Source organism: Halomonas sp. SS10-MC5 (assembly GCF_015992245.1).
In the GTDB taxonomy this organism is placed as follows: domain Bacteria; phylum Pseudomonadota; class Gammaproteobacteria; order Pseudomonadales; family Halomonadaceae; genus Halomonas; species Halomonas sulfidoxydans.
In genome coordinates this window covers 1,468,246-1,490,837 of the sequence record NZ_CP065435.1, presented here as the reverse complement: position 1 = coordinate 1,490,837, position 22,592 = coordinate 1,468,246, and the positions used below count along the sequence as shown (strand labels likewise).

Below are 22,592 nucleotides of genomic sequence, written 5' to 3'. Positions count from 1 at the left end.
ATTTTTTTGTGTATTAATGAGATGAAAAGTAAGGCGGAAAAGTACCGAACTTGACTTTGACAAAAAAACACCCAGCGTTTCAATTAAATATCGAAATCGAGCAGCCCGATCTCTCGATTAAATGTAAAAACCCCCCGCACTTACATACGTGCGTCGCCCGAGCGCTCTTGCCTCCGGCGCCAGGCTCGCTAGCATGCGCAGCGAAGCGGAAGATAACAGATGCCGCTGCAGATCGCATGGCCTCCTGGCAGCGATGCCACGGGGCCGAGAATGACTCATCAGGAGGAACCAACATGCCGACCATCGATGTCGCCCGCGGCACATCGGCACGAGCGCTTCAGGAGACGATCGACACCGCCCCAGGTGGATCGACCCTGCTATTCGAGTCCGGTGACTACCGACTCGACCAGGCCCTGCGCATCAACCGCTCCGACATCACGCTCAAGGGGGCGGGCACCGATGCCACCACCCTGACATTCACCGATACCGCCCTGGACGACAGCGCTGGCTTCGGCATCGGCATCGAAGGCGACGTGCAGGGCGTGACGCTCGGCACGCTCGCGGCCGACCTGGCGGAAGGCGAGCGCAGCGTGCGACTCGGTGTCGGGCATGGCCTGGCGCAGGGCGATACGGTCAGGATCTGGCAGGACAACGACACGGCCTTCCTCGACGCGATCGGCGACACCACCTGGCGCAAGCAGGAATATGCCGAGCTACGCACCAGCATGGCCAGAGTCGAGGCCGTGAACGGCGACACCATTACGCTCGACCGCGGCGCGCACTTCGACTTTTCCCAGGGGCAGGCTCAGCTCGAGCAGATCGTGCCTGCCGACAACGTCTCTCTCGAGGGATTCAGCGTCGACTATGAGCTGGGTACCCCGGACGCCGCGGCGTTCTCGAATGCCCGCAGCCATCTGACCGGCTACCAGGCCATTCGCCTGGATGGCACCGGCGATGCCCGGCTGGAGGATGTCGCGGTCGTGAACGGTCCCTCCACGGCCTTCCATATCGCCCGCTCACTGGATCTCGAGGCCGACTCCCTGCGCGCCGAGGGCGCCTTCAACAAGGGCAGCGGCGGCAACGGCTACGGTTTCGAGCTGAAGGAGAGCTATGACGGCAGCTTCAGCCACCTCGAGGACAGCGGCATGCGCCATGGGGTGCTGTTCGCCTCCTGGCGCTCCTCCGTCGGCAACGAGATCGAGGTCGATTTCACCGACCGCGACATCAACTTTCACGGCGGACGCGACCATGACAACGAGGTCAGGGTGGCGCAGGCCATCCGCAACGCCGATTCCGACGAGCTCTCCCCTACGCTGTGGGTCAATGCCGGCGGCGAGAGCTTCGGCGCCATCACCGATGCCGACGCCAACCAGGTCCGCTTCGACTACGTGCTGGGCTCGCGTCGCAGCGACGTGCTGCAGGGCAGCGACGACGGCGTCTACCTCAACGGCGGGCTGGGCCACGACACGCTGACCGGCGGCGCCGGCCACGACCTGCTGGAGGGGGGGCCCGGCGACGACTGGTACGACGGCGACGACCGCCTGGTCGGCGGCGATGGCATGGACACGGTGCGCTACGCCCGCCCGATCGATGCCTACCAGATCGATTTCGACGGCGACCGGGTCAACATCCACAGCGACATGGGCGCCACCGACACGCTCGAGGAAATCGAGCTGGTCAGCTTCGCCGACGGCACCGTGCTGCACACGGCTTCCCGCGGCATCTACCAGGCCGCGGCACTCGACGTTCCTGACGCCGATGCCATTCTCGGCGGCAATGCCATTCCCGACGGGCTGCTGGACGACGGCGCCGAGCTGCTGGTAGCGGGCAGCACGACCCGGCGCTGGGACGACGGCTACGTCGCCGAGATCTTCGTCGAGAACGTGACCGACGAAGCGCTTGCGGCACCCGAGCTGCGGCTGACCACCGACGATACGATCGACACCCTGTGGAACGGCGAGCTGAGCCGCGACGGTGATGCCTACCTCATCCGCGACGACGACGCCGGCGAGCTCGCCCCCGGCGAGGCGTGGCGCTTCGCCTATCGCGCCCAGGGCGACGCTCCCACGCCCGACGCCGTTACCGGCGCGGATGGCCTGGATGTCGCCCTGCTCGGCATGCACGACGGCAGCGACCTCGGCCTGCTCGGCTGAAGCGACGCACAGGCCAGAAAAAGGGCGCCCGCAAGGAGCGCCCTCTTCGCCTATCGGTGGTCGTCGCTGCTCTTACCAGCCGGTGACGTCCTTCAGTGCATCGCCGATCTCGGCCAGGGAGCGAACGGTCCGCACGCCGGCATCCTCCAGCGCGGCGAACTTCTCGTCAGCGGTGCCCTTGCCACCGGAGATGATCGCACCGGCATGGCCCATGCGCTTACCCGGAGGCGCGGTGACACCGGCGATGTAGGAGACCACCGGCTTGGTCACGTTGGCCTTGATGAAGGCCGCCGCCTCTTCCTCGGCGGTACCGCCGATCTCGCCGATCATGACGATCGCCTCGGTCGCCGGATCCTTCTCGAACATCTCGAGGATGTCGATGAAGTTGGAACCCGGGATCGGGTCGCCGCCGATGCCCACGCAGGTGGACTGGCCGAAACCGTGGTCGGTGGTCTGCTTGACGGCTTCGTAGGTCAGGGTGCCGGAGCGCGACACGATGCCGACGCGGCCCGGCTTGTGGATGTGACCCGGCATGATGCCGATCTTGCACTCGCCTGGGGTGATGACGCCGGGGCAGTTCGGACCGATCAGGCGTACGCCCAGCTCGTCGCACTTGACCTTGACGTCGAGCATGTCCAGCGTGGGAATGCCCTCGGTGATGCACACGATCAGCTTGATGCCGGCATTGGCCGCCTCGAGGATCGAGTCCTTGCAGAACGGGGCCGGCACGTAGATCACGCTGGCCTCGGCGCCGGTCTTCTCGACCGCTTCCTTGACGGTATTGAACACCGGCAGGCCCAGGTGCTCCTGGCCGCCCTTGCCCGGGGTCACGCCGCCGACCATCTTGGTGCCGTAGGCGATCGCCTGCTCGGAGTGGAAGGTCCCCTGCCCGCCGGTGAAGCCCTGGCAGATGACCTTGGTGTTCTTGTCGATCAGGATGCTCATTACTTGCCCTCCGCTGCCTTGACGACCTGCTGAGCCGCATCGGTGAGGCTCGTGGCAGCGATGATGTTCAGTCCGCTGGAGGCCAGCTTCTCGGCACCCAGCTCGGCGTTGTTACCCTCGAGACGCACCACCACCGGCACGTTGACGCCAACCTGCTCGACCGCCCCGATGATGCCCTCGGCGATCATGTCGCAACGCACGATGCCGCCGAAGATGTTGACCAGCACCGCCTTGACCGAGTCGTCCGAGAGGATCAGCTTGAAGGCTTCCGCCACGCGCTCCTTGGTCGCACCGCCGCCCACGTCGAGGAAGTTGGCCGGCTGGCCGCCGTTGAGCTTGATGATATCCATGGTGCCCATGGCCAGGCCGGCGCCGTTGACCATGCAGCCGATGTTGCCTTCCAGCGCCACGTAGTTCAGCTCCCATGCCGCCGCCTCGGCCTCGCGCTCGTCCTCCTGGGAGGGGTCGCGCATCGCCTGCAGGTCGGGGTGGCGATACAGGGCGTTGCTGTCCAGGTTGATCTTGGCGTCGAGGCAGTGCAGGTTGCCTTCGTCGGTGATCACCAGCGGGTTGATCTCGAGCAGCGCCAGGTCCTTCTCGTGGAACAGACGCGACAGGCCCAGGAAGATCTTGGTGAACTGCTTGACCTGGTCGCCCTTCAGGCCCAGGGCGAAGGCCAGCTCACGCGCCTGGTACGGCTGGGCGCCGACCAGCGGGTCGATCTCGGCCTTGAGGATCTTCTCGGGGGTTTCCTCGGCGACCTTCTCGATCTCGACGCCACCCTCGGTGGAGGCCATGAACACCACCCGGCGCGTGGCACGGTCGACCACCGCCCCCAGGTAGAGCTCGCTGGCGATGTCGGTGCAGTTCTCGACCAAGATCTTGGCAACCGGCTGACCGTTGGCATCGGTCTGGTAGGTCACCAGGTTCTTGCCCAGCCACTGCTCGGCGAAGGCCTTGGCCTCCTCCGGGCTCTTGATCAGCTTGACGCCGCCGGCCTTGCCGCGGCCGCCGGCGTGAACCTGGGCCTTGACGACCCACATGTCGCCGCCGATCTTCCTGCAGGCTTCCGCCGCTTCCTCGGGGGTATCGACCGCGAAGCCCTTGGAAACCGGCAGACCATAATCAGCAAACAGCTGCTTGCCTTGATACTCGTGAAGGTTCATCGATTCATGCCATTGGTTGCATGTGACTCGAATGGTAACCGCGAAACACCGCCTGCGACGGTCGTTGTCGGGTCACCCCCGTCCGCCCCCGGTACATGGCCGGGCACGACGCGCCATCCCGCTGGATGGCGCTTGTTGTACTGCATGGGCTGGCTTACTTGCGCTTCTTGCGGTTGGCCATGTGGATGGCATGGCCGTCCACCGCCAGGGCCGCCTCGTGGATCGCCTCGGAAGTGCTCGGGTGGGCGTAGCAGGTCAACGCCAGGTCCTCGGCGCTGGAGCCGAACTCCATGGCGATCACGCCCTGGGCGATCAGCTCGCCCGCGTGCTGGCTGACGATGTGCACGCCCAGGATGCGATCGGTCTCGGCGTCGGCGATGATCTTGGCCATGCCTTCGGGCGCGTTGTTGGCCAGCGCCCGGCCGTTGGCCGAGAACGGGAAGCTGCCGGTCTTGACCTCGATGCCCTTGGCCTTGGCCTCCTGCTCGTTCATGCCGACCCAGGCCACCTCGGGCGAGGTGTAGATCACGCTGGGAATGGCCTCGTAGTTCATCTCGGCCTTGTGGCCGGCGATGATGTCGGCCACCATCACGCCCTCCTCGGAGGCCTTGTGCGCCAGCATCGGGCCACGCACGCAGTCGCCGATGGCATAGATGCCCGGCACGCTGGTGCGGCACTGGTCGTCGACGTGGATGAAGCCGCGCTCGTCGAGGCCCACGCCGACGCCCTCGGCGACCACGCCCTGGGTATAGGGGCGACGGCCGACGCAGACGATCAGCTTGTCGAAGGTCTGCTCCTGGTCGCCGCTACCGTCGCTGTACTTGACCACGACCTCGCCGCCCTTGACCTCGGAGCCGGTGACACGCGCGCCGAGCTTGATGTCCAGGCCCTGCTTCTTGAGCAGCTTCTGGGTCTCCTTGGCGATGGCGCTGTCGACCATCGGCAGGAAGGTGTCCATGGCCTCGAGCACGGTGACCTCGGCGCCCAGGCGGCTCCACACGCTGCCCAGCTCCAGGCCGATGACACCGGCGCCGATCACGCCCAGGCGCTTCGGTACCTCGGTGAACTCCAGCGCACCGGTGGAGGTGACGACGATGTCCTCGTGCAGCGGGGTCGGCGGAATCTCCACCGGCACCGAGCCCGCGGCGATCACGATGTTGTCGGCGTCATAGGTGGTCTTGCCACCGTCGTGGTCGGTGACTTCGACCTGCTTGGCGCCGGTCACCTTGCCGGTACCGTCGATCGCCGTGACCCCGTTGGCCTTGAACAGCGCGCTGATGCCGCCGACGTTCTTGGCGATGACGGAGTTCTTGAACTCCAGCATCTTGGCCACGTTGGCCTTGGGCGGTTCCAGGTCGATGCCGATCTCGGCGAAGTGATCGCGCGCCTCGACGAACTTGTGGGACGTCTCGAGCAGTGCCTTGGAAGGGATGCAGCCCACGTTCAGGCAGGTGCCGCCATGCACGGTCTTGCCTTCCTTGTTGACCCACTTCTCGACGCAGGCGGTCTTCAGCCCCAGTTGGGCGGCACGGATGGCGGCCACGTAGCCCCCGGGGCCCGCACCGATGACGATCACATCAAATTTGTCGGCCATGTGGTTTTCCTGTTGATCGGTTCGCGTTTGATTCCGTTGAAACGGGCGCCGTCAGATATCCAGCAGCAGGCGCGCCGGATCCTCGAGCAGCTCCTTGATGGTAACCAGGAACTGCACCGCATCCTTGCCGTCGATCATACGGTGGTCGTATGACAGGGCCAGGTACATCATCGGCCGGATCTCGACCTTGCCGTTGACGGCCATGGGACGCTCCTGGATCTTGTGCATGCCCAGGATGGCGGTCTGCGGCGGATTGAGGATCGGCGTCGACATCAGCGAGCCGAAGATGCCGCCGTTGGTGATGGTGAAAGTGCCGCCCTGCATCTCGTCGATGCCGAGCTTGCCGTCACGCGCGCGCTTGCCGAAGTCGACGATGCCCTTCTCGACGTCGGCGATCTTCATGCTGTCGGTATCGCGCAGCACCGGCACCACCAGGCCGCGGTCGGTGGAAACCGCCACGCCGATGTCCTGGTAGCCGTGATAGACGATGTCGGTGCCGTCGATGGAGGCGTTGACGTCGGGGAACCGCTTGAGCGCCTCGGAGGCCGCCTTGACGAAGAAGCCCATGAAGCCGAGCTTGACGTCGTGGGCCTTCAGGAAAGTGTCCTTGTACTGGGCACGCAGCTCCATCACCGCGCCCATGTCCACCTCGTTGTAGGTGGTGAGCATGGCGGCGGTCTGCTGGGCCTGGACCAGGCGCTTGGCGATGGTCTGGCGCAGGCGGCTCATCGGCACGCGCTTCTCGGGGCGCTCGCCCTCGACCACCGGCGCTGTCGCGGTGGCCTGCTTGGGTGCGGCGGCCGGCGCCGCGCTCTTCTTGGCCGTGCCGGCCTTCACGGCGCGCTGCACGTCCTCCTTGAGGATACGACCGCCCTTGCCGGTGCCGTCGATCTTGCCGACATCCAGGTCGTGCTCGGCGACCAGCTTGCGCGCGGCCGGCGCCAGGATCTTGTCGCCGATCTTCTCGTCGCCGGCGCCGTCGTCGGCAGAAGCCTTCGGCGTCTTGTCGGCTGCCGTGTCGGGGCCGCCAGTACCACTGGCACCTTCGGTGAAGATCGCCAGTACCGCCTCGGATTCGACCTGGCTGCCCTCTTCGGCCTTGATCTCGGCGATGGCGCCATCGGCCGGTGCCACCACCTCGAGCACCACCTTGTCGGTCTCGATGTCGGCCAGCACGTCGTCGCGCTTGACCGCCTCGCCCACCTTCTTGTGCCAGGTGGCCACGGTGCCTTCCTGGATCGACTCGGGGAAGGTCGGTGCCTTCACCTCGTGGATCTGGCCGCCGGCGGCCGGTGCCGCCTTGGTTTCACTCTTCGGCTCGGCCTTGGCGTCGGCCTTCTCGTTGCCTTTCTCGCTCTTCTGCTCGCCGCCCTTGGCGGCGCCTGCTCCGATCTTGCCCAGCACCTGCTCGGACTGCACGGTATCGCCCTCCTCGACCAGCACCTCAGAGAGGGTGCCGGCTTCCGGCGCCACCACCTCGAGCACCACCTTGTCCGTTTCGATCTCGACGATCAGCTCATCGCGCTCGACGCTGTCCCCCGGCTTCTTGTGCCAGGCCGCCACGCTGCCTTCGGCAACGGATTCCGGAAAGGTGGGCGCTTTGATCTCGGTAGCCATGTCGTTTCCCTTGTATGTTCTCTCTCGTCCCGGTGGAGTTGCTCAGACGTTGAAGGCGTCTTCCACCAGCTGGCGCTGCTGTTCGGTATGCACGGACATGTAGCCCGCCGCGGGTGCCGCCGATGCCGGTCGACCGGCGAACTTGAGTTCGCCTCCCAGGCCGTTCTTGAGCGTATCGGCCACGGCCCGCATGTGGTGCTGGCTCGAGTACCAGGCGCCCTGGTTGAGCGGCTCCTCCTGGCACCACACCATGCTTTCGAGGTTGACGTAGTCCTTGAGCGCCTCGAAGAGCTCCTCCTTGGGGAAGGGATAGAGCTGCTCGATGCGCACGATGGCTGTGTCGTCGCGCTCGTTCTCGGCACGCCAGGCCGCCAGGTCGTAGTAGACCTTGCCGGCGCACATGACGACGCGCTTGACGCGCTGGGCCTCGAGGTTACCCTGATCCGGCAGCACCATGTGGAAATGGCCGTTGGCCAGGTCGTCGAGACTGGACGTCGCCTCCTTGTGGCGTAGCAGGCTCTTCGGCGACATCACCACCAGCGGCTTGCGCAGCGGGCGGATCACCTGGCGACGCAGCAGGTGGAAGATCTGCGCCGGGGTCGTCGGCACGCAGACCTGCATGTTGTGCTCGGCGCACATCTGCAGGAAGCGTTCGAGGCGTGCGGAGGAGTGCTCGGGCCCCTGCCCCTCGTAGCCGTGGGGCAGCAGCATGGTCAGCCCGCACAGCCGCCCCCATTTGGTCTCGCCGGAGGAGATGAACTGGTCGACCACCACCTGGGCGCCGTTGAAGAAGTCGCCGAACTGCGCCTCCCAGATCACCAGGTCGTTGGGTGCCGTAGTCGCGTAGCCGTACTCGAACGCCAGCACCGCCTCCTCGGAGAGGAAGGAGTCGTGAATGGTGAAACGCGGTTGACCGTCGGACATGTGCTGCAGCGGCACGTAGGTGGTGCCATCCTTCTGGTTGTGCACCACGGCGTGGCGGTGGGAGAAGGTGCCACGGCCCACGTCCTGACCGGTGATACGCACCGGATGGCCCTCGTCGAGCAGCGTGGCATAGGCCAAGGTTTCGGCAAAGCCCCAGTTCAGGCCCAGACCGCCGGCCTGCATCTTGCGGCGGTCCTCGTAGATCTTGGCGACCTGCCGTTGCACTTCGACACCGTCGGGGATCTCGCACATGCGCGCGGCGAGCCGCTGAAGGCGCTTCATCTCGACCCCGGTCTCGGCGTAGCCGCTCCACTCGTGACCGAGGTAGGGCTTCCAGTCGACGAACAACGAGGTATTGGGCTCCTGCACCAGCGCGTTAGCCACGTGGTTGCCGGCCATGAGATCCTCGCGATAGGTCTCGATCATCGCCTGGGCTTCGTCTTCGGACAGCACCCCCTGCTCCACCAGGCGCTGCGCATAAAGGGTCCGTGCTGAAGGATGCTCCTTGATCTTCTGGTACATCATTGGCTGGGTGCCGGACGGCTCGTCGGCCTCGTTGTGGCCGCGGCGGCGGTAGCAGACCAGATCGATGACCACGTCCTTGCGGAACTGCTGGCGGTAATCCAGCGCCACCTGAGTGGCATGCAGCACCGCATCGGGGTCGTCGCCGTTGACGTGGAAGATCGGCGCCTGGACCATCTTCGCGATGTCCGTGCAGTACTCGGTGGAGCGCGTGTCCTGCGGATGCGAGGTGGTGAAGCCGACCTGGTTGTTGATGACGATGTGCAGCGTGCCACCGGTCTTGTAGGCACGGGTCTGAGACATCTGGAAGGTCTCCATGACCACGCCCTGCCCGGCGAAGGCGGCATCCCCGTGCACGTTGATCGGCAGCACCTTGGTGCCTTCGAAGTCGTCGCGGCGGTCCTGGCGGGCGCGCACCGAGCCCTCCACCACCGGCGAGACGATCTCCAGGTGGGAGGGGTTGAAGGCCAGCGCCAGGTGTACCTCGCCGCCCGGGGTCATGACGTTGGAGCTGAAGCCCTGGTGGTACTTGACGTCACCCGAGCCGCGCTCGATCAACTTCTTGCCGTCGAACTCGTCGATCAGCTCCGAGGGGTTCTTGCCGAGGATGTTGACCAGCAGGTTGAGGCGGCCGCGGTGGGCCATGCCGATGACGACCTCCTTGACCCCGTAGCCACCGCTGCGCTGGATCAACTCGTCCATCATGGGAATGAACGCCTCGCCGCCCTCGAGGCCGAAGCGCTTGGTACCGGGGTACTTGGAGGCCAGGTAGTTCTCCAGGCCCTCTGCCGCGGTCAGGCGCTCCAGCAGGTGCTTGCGCACCTCGTCGCTGTACTTGGGTGCCGAGCGAACCGATTCGAAACGCTGCTGCAGCCAGCGCTTCTCTTCGGTATCGACGATGTGCATGATCTCGCAGCCGATCGAGCGGCAGTAGGTCTGCTCCAGTGCCTCGACGATCTCGCGCAGCGGCGCCTTGTCCATCCCCAGAAAGAAAGAGCCGGTCTGGAAGTCGGTATCCAGATCGGCCGGAGAAAGCTGGTGGAAGGAGAGATCGAGGTCGGGAACGGGGGCCTGGCTGCGCAGCTTGAGCGGGTCGATATCGGCCTTCTGGTGGCCCCGGAAGCGATAGGCATTGATCAGCTGCAACACCTTGACCTGCTTCTTGCTCTCGCCGCTGTCGGCGGCGGCCGTCGCGACCCGGCGCGCGCGTGCCAATTGCTGGAACTGATCGCGCACGGGACTGAGGGGAACATCATGGGTGGCACTGCCTTCGACTTTCGGCAGCTGATCGAAGTAGGTCCGCCATTCGTCGGGCACGGAACCTGGGTCGGCGAGGTATTGCTCGTAGAGCGCTTCCACATAGTGAACGTTGCTGCCGCTCACGTGGGAGCTGTTCCACATCAACTCCATTATGCCTTGTTGCATCTCTCGGTCACCCTACACTGATGGGGTGTTGTCGGCGCCGTTGCGGGCCAGCCGCGACGGCTTGGCTGGTGCCCTGCCGGAGGGGCATCTTCTCTTTCCCGGCGGCTCCGGCCGCGAGGCCGGAATCCTTGCAATTCATGCTCAAGAGCCGGCACCTCGGGCACCGGCTCTCTTGCTTGTCGTCGGCGAGTCGACCGCGACATGACGTCGCGGTCGAACTGCGGCCAGTATGATAGCAAGCTACGCGCCACGATTTAAGTGGCATTCGCCAGCAGCATGTCGCGGATCTTGCCGATCGCCCGCGTGGGGTTGAGCCCTTTCGGGCACACCGCGACACAGTTCATGATGCCGCGGCAGCGGAACACGCTGAACGGGTCCTCCAGCTCGGACAGGCGCTCGCGGGTGGCGGTATCCCGCGAGTCCGCCAGGAAGCGGTAGGACTGCAGCAGGCCGGCCGGGCCGACGAACTTGTCCGGGTTCCACCAGAACGACGGGCAGGAGGTCGAGCAGCAGGCGCACAGGATGCACTCGTAGAGGCCGTCGAGCTTATCGCGGTCCTCCGGCGACTGCAGGCGCTCGATGGCCGGCGCCGGGGTGTCGTTCTGCAGGTACGGCTGGATACGCTCGTACTGCTTGTAGAACAGCCCCATGTCGACCACCAGGTCGCGCACCACCGGCAGGCCCGGCAGCGGACGCAGCACCAGCTTGTTGTCCTTGACCACGTCGGACAGCGAGGTGATGCAGGCCAGGCCGTTCTTGCCGTTCATGTTCATGCCGTCGGAGCCGCACACGCCCTCGCGGCAGCTGCGGCGGAAGGCCAGGGTGGTGTCTTCGGCCTTGAGCATCTCCAGCACGTTGAGCACCATCAGGTCGCGGCCCTGGGTGTCGAGCTGGTACTCCTGCATGTAGGGCGCGGAGTCGGTTTCCGGGTTGTAGCGGTAGATGGATACCTGAAGCATCTCGTGACTCCCCCTTAATAGGTACGGATTTTCGGCTCGAAGGTGTCGACGGTCTTCGGCTTGAAGTTGACGTCGCGCTTGCCGACCCGCTTCTCGGCCGGGAAGTACATGGAGTGCTTCAGCCAGTTGGTGTCGTCACGGTCCGGGTAGTCGTAGCGCGAATGGGCGCCGCGGCTCTCCTTGCGCTCCAGCGCCGCGATGGCGGTGGCCTCGGCCACTTCCATCAGGTTGTCGAGCTCGAGCGCCTCGACGCGAGCGGTATTGAAGGCGCCGGACTTGTCGGCCAGGTGCGCCTCGGCGATGCGGCCGCGCAGGTCGGCGAGCTGCTTGACGCCCTCCTGCATGTGCTCCTCCTGGCGGAACACGCCGAAAGAGTTCTGCATGATGCCCTGCAGCTCGGTCTTCAGTGCCGCCACGGACTCGCCGCCGGTGGACTCGTTCCAGCGCGTGATGCGCTTCATCGCCGCGTCGATGTCGGAGTCGGTGGCGCCGAGGTAGTCGATGCCCTCGTTGAGCGCGCCCTCGATGAACATGCCCGCCGCACGACCGAACACCACCAGGTCGAGCAGCGAGTTGCCGCCCAGGCGGTTGGCGCCGTGGACCGAAACGCAGGCCGCCTCGCCGCAGGCGAACAGGCCGTTGACGACGCGATCGTTGCCGTCGGCGTCCTGCATGATCGCCTGGCCATGCACGTTGGTCGGAATTCCGCCCATCATGTAGTGGCAGGTCGGCACCACCGGAATCGGCGCATTGACCGGATCGACGTGGGCGAAGATCTTGGACAGTTCGCTGATGCCCGGCAGGCGCTTGTTGAGCACCTCCTCGCCCAGGTGGTCGAGCTTGAGGAAGACATGGTCGCCCTTCTCGCCGCAGCCGCGGCCCTCGAGGATCTCCATGACCATGGAGCGCGCCACCACGTCGCGGCCGGCGAGGTCCTTGGCATTGGGCGCGTAGCGCTCCATGAAACGCTCGCCATCCTTGTTGACCAGGTAGCCACCCTCGCCGCGGCAGCCCTCGGTGACCAGCACGCCGGCACCGTAGATGCCGGTGGGGTGGAACTGCCACATCTCCATGTCCTGCATCGGGAAGCCGGCGCGCAGCGCCATGCCGATGCCGTCACCGGTGTTGATCAGCGCGTTGGTGGTGGAGGCGTAGATGCGGCCCGCGCCACCGGTGGCCATGACGGTGGCCTTGGACTGAACGTGCACCACTTCGCCGGTCTCGATGCACATGGCGATACAGCCCACCACGTCGCCGTTGGCGTTCTTGACCAGGTCGACCGCGAACCACTCGTTGAGGAAGGTGGTGTTGTTCTTCAGGTTGTTCTGGTACAGCGTGTGCAGCAGGGCATGGCCGGTACGGTCGGCCGCGGCGCAGGTGCGTGCTGCCTGGCCGCCTTCACCGAAGTTCTTGGACTGGCCGCCGAACGGACGCTGGTAGATGCGGCCGTTGTCGAAGCGCGAGAACGGCAGGCCCATGTGCTCGAGTTCGAAGACCGCCTTGGGGCCCTCGGAGCACATGTACTCCGCGGCGTCCTGGTCGGTGATGTAGTCGCCGCCCTTGACGGTGTCGTACATGTGCCAGCGCCAGTCGTCGTTGGGATCGGCCGACGCGATGGCACAGGTGATGCCGCCCTGGGCGGAGACGGTATGCGAGCGGGTCGGGAAGACCTTGGACAGCACGGCGGTCTTCTTGCCGGACTTGGCCAGCTCGAGCGCGGCGCGCAGGCCGGAACCGCCACCGCCGATGATGATGGCGTCGTAGGACAAGGTACGCATGTTAGACATGAATCAGGCTCCCCACAGAACTTGAATGCCCCAGACCAGGAACACGAAGATGGCCAGAATGATGACGATCTGGGCGCCGATGCGCAGGCTGGCCGACTTGAGATAGTCGGTGGTCACGGTCCACAGGCCGATCCAGGCGTGCCCGGCAAGCGAGATGAAGGCCAGCAGGGAGAAGATGCGCATCCAGGTCTGGGCAAACAGGTTGCTCCAGGTGACGTAGTCGAGCCCGGGATTGAACAGCAGGTACGCGACGATGAAAACCGTATAGAGCGCCAGGATGATGGCCGAGACCCGCTGGATCAGCCAGTCGGAGAGGCCACTGCGACCCAGATTGGTGATATTGGTTACCATACCCAGACTCCCGCCAGAATGATCAGGACGGCACTCAGGACCACAGTGGCCTGTGCCTTCTTGACGCCACCCTCCAGGGTCACGCCATAGCCGGCGTCCATCAGCAGGTGCTTGATGCCGGCCACGAAATGGAACGCCAGAGCCGACAGCAGGCCCCAGGCAATCAGCTTCGCCAGGATATTGTTGGCCAACGCGTCCTTGACGGCCGCAAAGCCCTCGGGAGAAGACAGCGACTTGTCGAGGGCCCAGAAGGCGAAGATGAGGCCAACGAACAGGATAACGCCGGTGATACGGTGGGCGATCGACGTCAAGGCGGGAAGCGGGAAATGTATCGTGGTGAGATCTAGGTTGACGGGTCGTTTGCTATTCACGGCTCTATACACACTCTCTTGGCTCGCTCTACATCCGATGGGACCAGGCTCGAGCGGGCGGTGGTTTGAGGTAGGGGGCTCGCCGCTGCCGGGACGGGCATGACAACGAGTACCTGCCAGTCGCGCGGTGTGGATTATAGGGACATGAACCCCCAGTGACAAATGCGCGCCGCCCTGACTCGACCATGGTACAAGCCCACCGGCACGCTCATGGCATGGGCCTCACGGGGGCCTTCTCGACCAACCGACGGCCCGCGACGCCCTCCAGTGGTGCAAAGCACCATTTATTACCCAAATATTATACAAGGCGATGCGCATTGCATAAGGAGAGGGTCTCTTTGGCCCAATTGACAATCCCGGGAACGCTTCTATAGTGGGCGGACCTTTTTCGCGGGCCAGCGGTTCAACAGGGTTTGCGAAAGAATGAGTTAACGTTCTATTCGACTTCGAGAGGAGGCCAGAATGGCTGACAGGAAAGCGACACTGACGGTAGACGGCCTGGACAAGACGATCGAACTGCCGGTCTACTCAGGCACCCTGGGCCCTGACGTGGTCGATGTTCGCGGCCTCGGCGCCGATGGCCTGTTCACCTACGACCCCGGCTTCATGGCAACCTCCTCGTGCCAGTCGGCCATCACTTATATCGATGGCGCCAAGGGCGTGCTGCTGCACCGCGGTTATCCCATCGATCAGCTGGCCAAGGAATCCAACTTCGTCGAGCTGTGCTACACCCTGCTGTTCGGCGAGCTGCCCACCGACGCGCAGTATGCCGACTTCGAGTCGCGGGTCCGCAATCACACCATGGTCCACGACCAGATCAACAACTTCTTCAAGGGCTTCCGTCGCGACGCCCACCCGATGTCGATCCTGTGCGGCGTGGTCGGCGGTCTGGCGGCTTTCTATCATGATCATCTGGACATCACCATCGAGGAAGACCGCGTCATCAGCGCGATCCGCCTGATCGCCAAGATGCCGACCATCGCGGCGATGTCCTACAAGTACAACGTCGGCCAGCCGTTCAACTACCCGCGCAACGATCTGAGCTATGCAGAGAACTTCCTCTACATGATGTTCAGCAACCCGTGCGAGGAGTACAAGGTCAACCCGGTCTACGCCAAGGCCATGGATCGCATCTTCATGCTCCACGCCGACCACGAACAGAATGCCTCCACCTCCACGGTGCGCCTGGCCGGCTCCACCGGCGCCAACCCCTTCGCCTGCATCAGCGCCGGGATTGCCGCGCTATGGGGCCCGGCTCACGGCGGCGCCAACGAGGCGGTGCTGAAGATGCTCGACGAGATCGGCGACGATTCCGAGGAGAACATTCAGCGCTTCATCGACAAAGCCAAGGACAAGGACGACCCGTTCAAGCTGATGGGCTTCGGCCACCGCGTCTATCGCAACTTCGACCCGCGCGCCAAGGTGATGAAGGAGACCTGCGACGAGGTGTTGGCCGAGCTCGGCATCGACGACCCGCAGCTCAAGATCGCCAAGCGCCTGGAGCAGATCGCCCTGGAGGACGAATACTTCGTCGAGCGCAAGCTCTACCCCAACGTCGACTTCTATTCCGGCATCATTCTCAAGGCGATGGGCATCCCGACCAACATGTTCACGGTGATCTTCGCCGTGTCGCGCACCATCGGCTGGATCTCCCACTGGCACGAGATGCTCTCCAGCGATTACAAGATCGGCCGTCCGCGCCAGCTCTACACCGGCCATCCGCAGCGCGACTATCCTGCCAAGTAGGCCGGAGGAAGCGGCTCGGCCGCATATGCTCAACGGAAAGCCGCCTTCGGGCGGCTTTCTGCGTCTCGACCTACCATGCGGGCCAGGCGAGCCATGACGGACTCCCGGCGCTGCCATCCACAAGAGGGGGAACACTCGATGCAACAGCAGATCTCCACCGTCGCCTTCATCGGTCTGGGCGTCATGGGCTATCCCATGGCCGGTCACCTGGCCCGAGCAGGGCTCAGCGTGCGCGCCTACAACCGCACCGACGCCAAGGCAAGGGCCTGGACCACCGAATATGGCGGCAGTTTCCACGCCACCCCCGCGGAAGCCGCCCAGGGCGCCGACCTGGTGCTGGTCTGTGTGGGCAACGACGACGACGTTCGCCAGGTCACCGTGGGCGAACAGGGCGCGCTGTCCGGCATGGCGGCGGGCAGCCTGCTGGTCGACCACACCACCGCCTCGGCCGATCTCGCCGAGGAGCTCGATGGCGCCTGCCGCGCGAAAGGCATCGGCTTCATCGACGCGCCGGTTTCGGGCGGCCAGCAAGGCGCAGAGAACGGCGCGCTGACGGTCATGTGCGGTGGCACGGAAGCGGATTTTGCCCGCGCCGAGGCAACCCTCGGCCACTACGCCAAGGCCGTGACCCTGATGGGGCCCGCCGGTAGCGGACAGCTAACCAAGATGGTCAACCAGATCTGCATTGCCGGCCTGGTGCAGGGCCTGGCCGAGGGCCTGCATTTCGCCGAACAGGCCGGACTCGACCAGCAGCGCGTCATCGACGTGATCTCCAAGGGCGCCGCCGGCTCCTGGCAGATGGAGAATCGCCACAAGACCATGATCGCCGACGAGTACGAGCACGGCTTCGCCGTCGACTGGATGCGCAAGGACCTGGGGATTTGTCTCGAGCAGGCGCGCCGCCTTCAGGCTCGCCTGCCGGTCACCGCCCTCGTCGACCAGTTCTATGGCGACGTGCAGGCCATCGGCGGAGGACGCTGGGATACCTCCTCCCTGCTGCGCCGCCTGCGCAGCCTCGGGCGCGGCTGAGCCGGGCCGCGAGCCGCCCGCCGAGGAGCGTCGGCTACCCGCGACGCTCCTCAGCGGGAAGTACCAGAAAAGTACTAGCCAACGCTTGACAATCGCTAAATTACACGGAGCGAATCAAGGCTTCCGGAGGGCCGGGACGTTTTCCACACATTCTGTGGATAACCCTGTTCACAACCGCAAGAAAACTCCATCAAATCGGCATGAGAAGGGGCCTGCCGTTAAATTGATCACTTTTTGACCAATCGTAACTCATTGATAATTTTGATTTTTTGCGACTGCACACGGGAAAGTGCCTGATTCAAGGGATTACGCACAGGAGGACGGGCAGGACATTGCACAAGTGGACAAGTCAAGCCCTAAACGCCGTGAAAATAGGCGCTTCAATGAGTTTTTCACGCAAGGAAACGCACAGTAACGCAACCATACACAACGTGCGCAACAACCGGCCGCGGTATGAGTCGGCAGGACAAGAGGGGAACGAAAAATGAGAAAGAAGTGGCGTCCCATAGGGGGTTCGAACCCCTGTTCCCGCCGTGAAAGGGCGGTGTCCTGGACCACTAGACGAATGGGACGCAGCGTCATTCACGATTCGGCACGCAAGATTGGTGGAGCCTAGCGGGATCGAACCGCTGACCTCGACACTGCCAGTGTCGCGCTCTCCCAGCTGAGCTAAGGCCCCATATGCGTGCCGTGAAGACGGGGCGTATGTTACTGATTCACCCCATCTTCGTCAACCGTTTCCTTCCCACCTCTTCAAGGGCGAAGCGCCGCTCTTCCTTCTTTCAAGCGGCGCAGCCGCATCTTACAGCTCCTTGTACTCCTTCTCGAAGCGCTTGGCCTGCTTCTTGGACACCCCGCCGAGCACCTCGATGGCATGACGCAGCCGCGCCCGGGTCACGTCGGAGCCGAGGATCGCCATGGCGTCCATGACCGAGGTGCTGGCGGTGGAGCCGGTGACGGCGATGAAAACGGGCGCCAGGAACTCCTTCATCTTGAGCTCGAAGTGGCCGGCCAGCGCCTTGACCTCGGCGAGCAGCGCCTCCTTGTGCCAGGCCGGCACCGCCTCGAAGCGCCACACCAGGAACTGAAGCAGCTTGAGCAGCTCCTCGCGCTCCAGCTTGGCGCTGTCGAAGTCGGCTTCACCGATCGCCGGCAGGCCCGAGAAGAAATGGCCGGCCAGCGGCGCGACCTGGGATAGCGTCTCCACTCGGGTCCGCACCTGCGGCAGGATCTGGCCGACATACTCCTCGTTGAACGCCCACTCCATCAGCGCCTCGAGGAATGCCCTGTCATCCAGATCCTCACGGATATAGAGCCCATTGAGCCAGGTGAGCTTCTCCAGGTCGAAGACAGGCCCGCCCAGCGAGACCCGCTGGATGTCGAAGTGTGCCATCATCTCGTCGAGGCTGAACTTCTCGCGCTCGTCGGGCATCGACCAGCCCATGCGGCCCAGGTAGTTGATCACCGCCTGGGGCAAGAATCCCATGCGCCGGTAATAGTTGATGGAAGTGGGATTCTTGCGCTTGGAGAGCTTCGACTTGTCGGGGTTGCGCAACAGCGGCATATGGCACAGCGCCGGCATGCTCCAGCCGAAGTATTCGTAGAGCAACTGATGCTTGGGCGCCGAGTTGATCCACTCCTCGCCACGCAGCACATGGGTAATGCCCATCAAATGGTCGTCCACCACGTTGGCCAGATGATAGGTCGGCATGCCATCGGACTTGAGCAGCACCTGGGCATCGACCTGCGCCCAGTCGACTTCGATGGGGCCACGCAGCATGTCGTCGATCACGCAGGTACCGCCTGAGGGCACCTTCATGCGTACCACGTAGGGCCAGCCCTCGCGCTCGCGGCGGGTGGCCTCCTCCTCGGGCAGCGCCAGGTCGGCGGGTTTGAGCGCGAGATGCATGCCGCTCGCCTTGCGCGCCTCCCTCAGTTCGTCCAGCTCTTCACTGGTGCGGTAGCACTTGAAGGCATGCCCCGCCTCGATCAGTTGGCGAGCGTACTCGGCGTAGAGATCGCCACGCTCGCTCTGGCGGTAGGGGCCATGCGGACCGCCGACATCGGGACCCTCGTCCCATTCGAGGCCGAGCCAGCGCAGCGAGTCGAGAATCATCTGCTCGGATTCGGCAGTGGAGCGCACACGGTCGGTATCCTCGATGCGCAGGATGAATTGCCCGCCACGCTGCCTCGCAAAGCAGAGATTGAACAGCGCAATGTAGGCGGTTCCCACGTGAGGATCGCCGGTGGGTGACGGCGCAATGCGAGTACGTACAGTCATGTCGTCCTATATCCAGTCGGAAATGCGTATGGCGGCATTATACGCACCTGGATCGAGGCAGACAGCCGCGCCATCACCCAGCGTGCGATGGTCGGCATGACCCGGCGCATATAGAATGATTCTTATTGGCAACGAAAGCACTTAAAAAGTACATTTATCGTTGACGCGTTAAATTTGCACAGTTAACACAGATCATTGACTATCGTCATACTTTGGGAATTAACAGTCGCCGGGTTGATCGAAATGGATTCATTGGGTGAAAGAATCAAGCACTTGCGCCTTCAAGCGAGCCTGAACAAGGCCGCGCTGGCAAGAAAGGTCGGGGTCTCCGACGTCACGATCTCGTATTGGGAATCGGGCGCCATCAAGCAGATCGGCCATGAGAGACTGGTGGCGCTGGCGGATGCCCTCGGCTGCTCGCTGGCCCAACTGCTCGAAGACGAGGCCCGGCTGACACCAACCCCTCTTTACCTTCGCGGCCAGCCGCCCGTGCCGTGGCTGGATCCCAACGCCAACCAGTTCACGATATCCAACGAGATATTGGCAGGTATCGATTGGCAGGGTGAGTGCTATCTCGTCACGCCCGCGCCGGGGGAACGGTTCGACTACCTCGACAACGGGGATCTCGCCGCCTTCGGCCCTACGGAGAACTGCGACCAGCCTGGGCGCTACCTGATCGAGGGAGCCGGGGGGCTCTATATCGGCCAACTCGAACATGGAGAGAGCGGCGAACTCCTGTTCCGCGCCGGAAAAGACGCCACGGCGGCACCCGCTCCGCTGGATACGAGCGAACGCGTCGTGGGAAGGCTGCTGGCTCGCTGGCGCAAGGAAAATGCCTGAAGGCCCCTGGCGTCATTCGACCTCCAGCACCTCTACCTGATCGGTGGCCCGACGCGGCTCACTGCCGATCAGGTAGCGGCGCGAGTAGCTGGCCACCTGCCCCAGGCCATGGCGAGCACTCCGGACCAGCGGTCCCGCGAGATGCTCCCCCTTGTCGCCGATTCGCTCGCGCACGGTCGCTGGCTGAACGCTGGCTTCCACCAGGTGGACGGTCAGGGTGTAACCACCGTCGGGCAAGCCGCTACCCGGCCCGAACGGCCCCGCGGTGAAGCGTTCCTGCGATACCGAAGTGCGCGATTGCCAGCGTACGCCGCTCAGCTCGCGCTCCACCACTACCTGTAGCCGCGCGTCATCGGGCAGGTTGGTCTCCCCTTCGATCATGAGCCGACGATCGTCACGAAGGGCAGCCGACACCGCGATCTCGACCGTCAGCGGAGCTACGTCGGCTGGTGCCTCGGGCGGCTCGCTGATGACCTCGGCCGGCGGTTCCTGCTGCTGTTCCTCCGTTGCCTCGCCGCTGCCCTCGTTACCACAGCCTGACAGCCACAGCACGGCCAACAGCCCTGCGCAGGATCGACGCCATGCCTTCATGCCCTTCTCCTGACCGAGAATCGATGCCCTAGACTAGCATCGCGGCGGTTGGCACGTCCCGTTCAGGACACTCAGGGCTCTCCTTCCTGCTCGGCGCAGTCGAGACAGAGCGTCGCATAGGGAATCGCCTCGATCCTTCGAGGATCGATCGGCTCGCCGCATCGCTCGCACAGCTCGCCCTCCCCCTCCTCGATCCGCTCGAGCGCATGCAGTACCTGCCCCAGCTCCTCTTCGGCCTCGTCCTCGAGGGCGTCGATCACGTCTTCGTTCTCGAGCTCGATCGCCTGCTCCTCCATGTCCCGATCCAAGGGATTTTCCAGACGCATCTTGTGAACCTTGTAGCGATCCACCCGCTCTATCAGTTCATCGCGCAGCGCTTCGAGCCACTCTTGACGCTGTTCCATCTCCTATCTCCCGAGAAGGTTGCCTTCCTTCTACATAGCATATGGAACAAGCCTCCACTCACTGCGTCACAGCAAGCGCGCCCCCGAAGGGCGATGACGAAAAAGGCCACGTCCGCCCTGCCGGCAGTCGTGGCCTCAGTGACTTCGGCTTGGCCTCAGCCCCGTTCACGTAGCAGCGAGGCCTGCCGAATCTCGGCATAAGGCTTGCAGCGTGAAGGTTGTTCACCGATCAGGGCCAGTCTCGCGGCTATCTCGCTGCACTCACCTTGCGCATGGAAGGGGCCGACTGCCTGCACCGTTCCTTGCCTGTGCAACATGAACCCATGTGGCTCAGGATGGAATCCTCCCTGGCCGTCGAGACGATCGGCATAGACGTCGACCCTCCTCGCCGCATCGGTGAAGATGTCGCACAAGGTCGCATAGCGCGACACGGATACTGGGGCAGTTTGCTCTCGCTGCCCTGAACTCAAACGCTCTATCAGCAAGCAATAATATCTTTGCATGTCCAAGGTGCTGGGATAGCGAGCCAAGTCATCACCTTCGAGGTGCATCAGCTCAGCCGCGCCGCGGGAGTCGGTGGTATGGGCCGACTCGTACCTCATGGCCTCTGGCTCCACGTCGGCAGTGTCCATGGCGAGCCCTTGCCCATGAGGCCAGGACAGCACCCAAGACATGAAGATGGCGAACAGTGCGATAGCGACACCAGGACCCATGTCGTCAAGAAACTTTGATCCTGCCTTCCACATTAACTCGATCATTCTTCTTCTCCTGCGTCAGTAGTCCCGAGAGAGGCTGTCGTTCAGCCTGATTGAAACTCCTTCCGTGCAAGGTTCTCATTCGATGACAGAGGGACTGGCCAGGCTTGCGGCACACGCTTCGGAGCACGCCCTCCCTGCCGAGGGGAAGGCCGATCAATGCTTGGATAGGCTTCGTGGGAGGCATGAGTTGCGAGCCGCTGGACGGCACCGCTCCCTGGCTGACAGCCTCGTGGCTCATGCGATGACAGTCCATACACCAGTCCCAATGGCGGAACCTACAGTGCCACCGTCAGGAAGCGAATGAATTAACTTGGGTTAATTTTTAATGCAGGATTTTTCGTTTCGTTACTGAAACACTTCTCGTCTTATTGCGGCAGGGGCACTCACCGTAGCGCACACCGTAGCGCACACCGTAGCGCACACCGTAGCGCACACCGTAGCGCACACCGTAGCGCAGCTTAGACCATAGCACAGCGCGAGTAGGGCAGTCTTGATGAAAAAGGCGAGGGAAAAAGGAAGCCCGGCACAAGGCCGGGCTTCAATTCTTGGTTCCTTTCCAGCTCACCATGACGATCCTGTCATGCATCCTTGTAATCTTGGCAATCAATGAGCCTCCACTGCTCTGTCTTCCCTGTTTCCCCGCCTCCTTGCGAGATACCTAACAGAATAACGACGAAATTTGGCGCTGGCTAATGACCATACTTCATCGCCAGTGACGTATCGAAAGCTTATGACAATCCACCGGTGTGCCCCCTTCAGGCAAGCGTTGCCTGCTGAGTGAAGCACAAGGAAAGCCCAGCCATACAGCCGGGCTTGTGTCGATTCCTTCCACACCACAACGGCATCCTTACCCAACTCCCTGTACACACCATCCTGGCGCTTCTTCCCTGGAGAGCCTCCCTGGCTCGACCAGACACAGCTTGCCAGATCGGCCGAGGAAATAATGCTGATTTCGTCCCTTTGTTCTGTAAGCCATTGCCGACAGGGGATGTAATACAGTGACTATTTATCTCCCACCCAGCCGACCAAGCCCCCCACCTTTGACACCTACCAGAGGGTTGACCAAGGGGAGCAAGTGTGTCATCAGCCATCGCCAGAAATCGAAAAAAGCGATATAATTCAATTTCCT

Annotated in this window: 16 protein-coding genes, 2 tRNA genes and 1 pseudogene; 4 read left to right on the top strand and 15 right to left on the bottom strand. The window is 63.6% G+C overall.

The annotated features are described in order from the left end of the window. Positions 1–293: 293 nt before the first annotated feature. Positions 294–2,153: a cellulose binding domain-containing protein gene (locus tag I4484_RS07095; protein ID WP_197450273.1), complete on the top strand. Its 1,860-nt coding sequence runs from the start codon at positions 294–296 to the stop codon at positions 2,151–2,153. 72 nt (positions 2,154–2,225) lie between these two features. On the opposite strand, the gene sucD is transcribed toward I4484_RS07095, so the two are convergent. The 9 genes from sucD to sdhC all read right to left on the bottom strand — a co-directional run bounded on the left by sucD (position 2,226) and on the right by sdhC (position 13,814). Continuing rightward, positions 2,226–3,098 (bottom strand): succinate--CoA ligase subunit alpha, encoded by an 873-nt coding sequence (sucD, locus tag I4484_RS07090; RefSeq protein ID WP_197450272.1) that lies wholly within the window; start codon positions 3,096–3,098, stop codon positions 2,226–2,228. Continuing rightward, on the bottom strand, positions 3,098–4,264 hold the full coding sequence (gene sucC, locus I4484_RS07085; protein ID WP_197450271.1) for an ADP-forming succinate--CoA ligase subunit beta: 1,167 nt from the start codon (positions 4,262–4,264) through the stop codon (positions 3,098–3,100). The genes sucD and sucC overlap by 1 nt, the downstream gene beginning before the upstream one ends. A 154-nt stretch (positions 4,265–4,418) precedes the next feature. Further along, entirely contained in the window at positions 4,419–5,858 is a 1,440-nt protein-coding gene (gene lpdA / locus I4484_RS07080) for a dihydrolipoyl dehydrogenase (protein ID WP_197450270.1), read from the bottom strand. 51 nt (positions 5,859–5,909) lie between these two features. Beyond that, entirely contained in the window at positions 5,910–7,475 is a 1,566-nt protein-coding gene (odhB, locus tag I4484_RS07075) for a 2-oxoglutarate dehydrogenase complex dihydrolipoyllysine-residue succinyltransferase (RefSeq protein WP_197450269.1), read from the bottom strand. Between the two features lie 42 nt (positions 7,476–7,517). Then, on the bottom strand, positions 7,518–10,346 hold the full coding sequence (locus I4484_RS07070) for a 2-oxoglutarate dehydrogenase E1 component (RefSeq protein ID WP_197450268.1): 2,829 nt from the start codon (positions 10,344–10,346) through the stop codon (positions 7,518–7,520). Positions 10,347–10,600: 254 nt separating this feature from the next. Beyond that, complete coding sequence (locus tag I4484_RS07065; RefSeq protein WP_010627754.1) at positions 10,601–11,305, bottom strand: succinate dehydrogenase iron-sulfur subunit; 705 nt, start codon at positions 11,303–11,305, stop codon at positions 10,601–10,603. 14 nt (positions 11,306–11,319) lie between these two features. Then, on the bottom strand, positions 11,320–13,092 hold the full coding sequence (gene sdhA / locus I4484_RS07060) for a succinate dehydrogenase flavoprotein subunit (protein WP_197450267.1): 1,773 nt from the start codon (positions 13,090–13,092) through the stop codon (positions 11,320–11,322). Between the two features lie 3 nt (positions 13,093–13,095). Continuing rightward, complete coding sequence (sdhD, locus tag I4484_RS07055; RefSeq protein WP_197450266.1) at positions 13,096–13,443, bottom strand: succinate dehydrogenase, hydrophobic membrane anchor protein; 348 nt, start codon at positions 13,441–13,443, stop codon at positions 13,096–13,098. Continuing rightward, a complete protein-coding gene (sdhC, locus tag I4484_RS07050) occupies positions 13,437–13,814 on the bottom strand; it encodes a succinate dehydrogenase, cytochrome b556 subunit (protein WP_197450265.1) in 378 nt (125 codons plus the stop codon). The genes sdhD and sdhC overlap by 7 nt, the downstream gene beginning before the upstream one ends. Positions 13,815–14,276: 462 nt before the next feature. Here sdhC and gltA point away from each other — a divergent pair, with 462 nt between their 5' ends. Both gltA and I4484_RS07040 read left to right on the top strand, forming a co-directional pair. Beyond that, entirely contained in the window at positions 14,277–15,560 is a 1,284-nt protein-coding gene (gene gltA, locus I4484_RS07045; protein WP_197450264.1) for a citrate synthase, read from the top strand. 66 nt (positions 15,561–15,626) lie between these two features. Next, positions 15,627–16,589, top strand: a pseudogene (locus I4484_RS07040) (NAD(P)-dependent oxidoreductase); the annotation flags it as partial. 496 nt (positions 16,590–17,085) lie between these two features. On the opposite strand, the gene I4484_RS07035 reads toward I4484_RS07040, so the two are convergent. The 3 genes from I4484_RS07035 to gltX form a co-directional block, all read right to left on the bottom strand. Beyond that, positions 17,086–17,161 (bottom strand) — tRNA-Glu (locus tag I4484_RS07035). A gap of 31 nt (positions 17,162–17,192) precedes the next feature. Next, positions 17,193–17,268: transfer RNA gene (locus tag I4484_RS07030), tRNA-Ala, on the bottom strand. Positions 17,269–17,391: 123 nt separating this feature from the next. Next, complete coding sequence (gene gltX / locus I4484_RS07025; protein WP_197450262.1) at positions 17,392–18,870, bottom strand: glutamate--tRNA ligase; 1,479 nt, start codon at positions 18,868–18,870, stop codon at positions 17,392–17,394. A gap of 243 nt (positions 18,871–19,113) precedes the next feature. Here gltX and I4484_RS20885 point away from each other — a divergent pair, with 243 nt between their 5' ends. Further along, on the top strand, positions 19,114–19,710 hold the full coding sequence (locus tag I4484_RS20885; RefSeq protein ID WP_234283525.1) for a helix-turn-helix domain-containing protein: 597 nt from the start codon (positions 19,114–19,116) through the stop codon (positions 19,708–19,710). A gap of 12 nt (positions 19,711–19,722) precedes the next feature. Here the strand turns inward: I4484_RS20885 and I4484_RS07015 are convergent, their stop codons facing one another. The 3 genes from I4484_RS07015 to I4484_RS07005 form a co-directional block, all read right to left on the bottom strand. Continuing rightward, complete coding sequence (locus I4484_RS07015; protein ID WP_197450261.1) at positions 19,723–20,301, bottom strand: lipoprotein; 579 nt, start codon at positions 20,299–20,301, stop codon at positions 19,723–19,725. Positions 20,302–20,372: 71 nt separating this feature from the next. Further along, positions 20,373–20,705 carry a TraR/DksA family transcriptional regulator gene (locus I4484_RS07010; RefSeq protein ID WP_197450260.1) on the bottom strand — a complete coding sequence of 111 codons (333 nt, stop codon included), beginning with the start codon at positions 20,703–20,705 and terminating at the stop codon, positions 20,373–20,375. 155 nt (positions 20,706–20,860) lie between these two features. After that, positions 20,861–21,463 (bottom strand): hypothetical protein, encoded by a 603-nt coding sequence (locus tag I4484_RS07005; protein ID WP_197450259.1) that lies wholly within the window; start codon positions 21,461–21,463, stop codon positions 20,861–20,863. Between the last annotated feature and the right edge of the window lie 1,129 nt (positions 21,464–22,592).

What these genes read in the sequence shown, in the direction of transcription:
- I4484_RS07095 (WP_197450273.1), top strand. Translation starts at nt 294, where the DNA reads ATGCCGACCATCGATGTCGCCCGCGGCACATCGGCACGAGCGCTTCAG.
- sucD (WP_197450272.1), bottom strand. Translation starts at nt 3,098, where the DNA reads ATGAGCATCCTGATCGACAAGAACACCAAGGTCATCTGCCAGGGCTTC.
- sucC (WP_197450271.1), bottom strand. Translation starts at nt 4,264, where the DNA reads ATGAACCTTCACGAGTATCAAGGCAAGCAGCTGTTTGCTGATTATGGT.
- lpdA (WP_197450270.1), bottom strand. Translation starts at nt 5,858, where the DNA reads ATGGCCGACAAATTTGATGTGATCGTCATCGGTGCGGGCCCCGGGGGC.
- odhB (WP_197450269.1), bottom strand. Translation starts at nt 7,475, where the DNA reads ATGGCTACCGAGATCAAAGCGCCCACCTTTCCGGAATCCGTTGCCGAA.
- I4484_RS07070 (WP_197450268.1), bottom strand. Translation starts at nt 10,346, where the DNA reads ATGCAACAAGGCATAATGGAGTTGATGTGGAACAGCTCCCACGTGAGC.
- I4484_RS07065 (WP_010627754.1), bottom strand. Translation starts at nt 11,305, where the DNA reads ATGCTTCAGGTATCCATCTACCGCTACAACCCGGAAACCGACTCCGCG.
- sdhA (WP_197450267.1), bottom strand. Translation starts at nt 13,092, where the DNA reads ATGTCTAACATGCGTACCTTGTCCTACGACGCCATCATCATCGGCGGT.
- sdhD (WP_197450266.1), bottom strand. Translation starts at nt 13,443, where the DNA reads ATGGTAACCAATATCACCAATCTGGGTCGCAGTGGCCTCTCCGACTGG.
- gltA (WP_197450264.1), top strand. Translation starts at nt 14,277, where the DNA reads ATGGCTGACAGGAAAGCGACACTGACGGTAGACGGCCTGGACAAGACG.
- gltX (WP_197450262.1), bottom strand. Translation starts at nt 18,870, where the DNA reads ATGACTGTACGTACTCGCATTGCGCCGTCACCCACCGGCGATCCTCAC.
- I4484_RS20885 (WP_234283525.1), top strand. Translation starts at nt 19,114, where the DNA reads ATGGATTCATTGGGTGAAAGAATCAAGCACTTGCGCCTTCAAGCGAGC.
- I4484_RS07015 (WP_197450261.1), bottom strand. Translation starts at nt 20,301, where the DNA reads ATGAAGGCATGGCGTCGATCCTGCGCAGGGCTGTTGGCCGTGCTGTGG.
- I4484_RS07010 (WP_197450260.1), bottom strand. Translation starts at nt 20,705, where the DNA reads ATGGAACAGCGTCAAGAGTGGCTCGAAGCGCTGCGCGATGAACTGATA.
- I4484_RS07005 (WP_197450259.1), bottom strand. Translation starts at nt 21,463, where the DNA reads ATGATCGAGTTAATGTGGAAGGCAGGATCAAAGTTTCTTGACGACATG.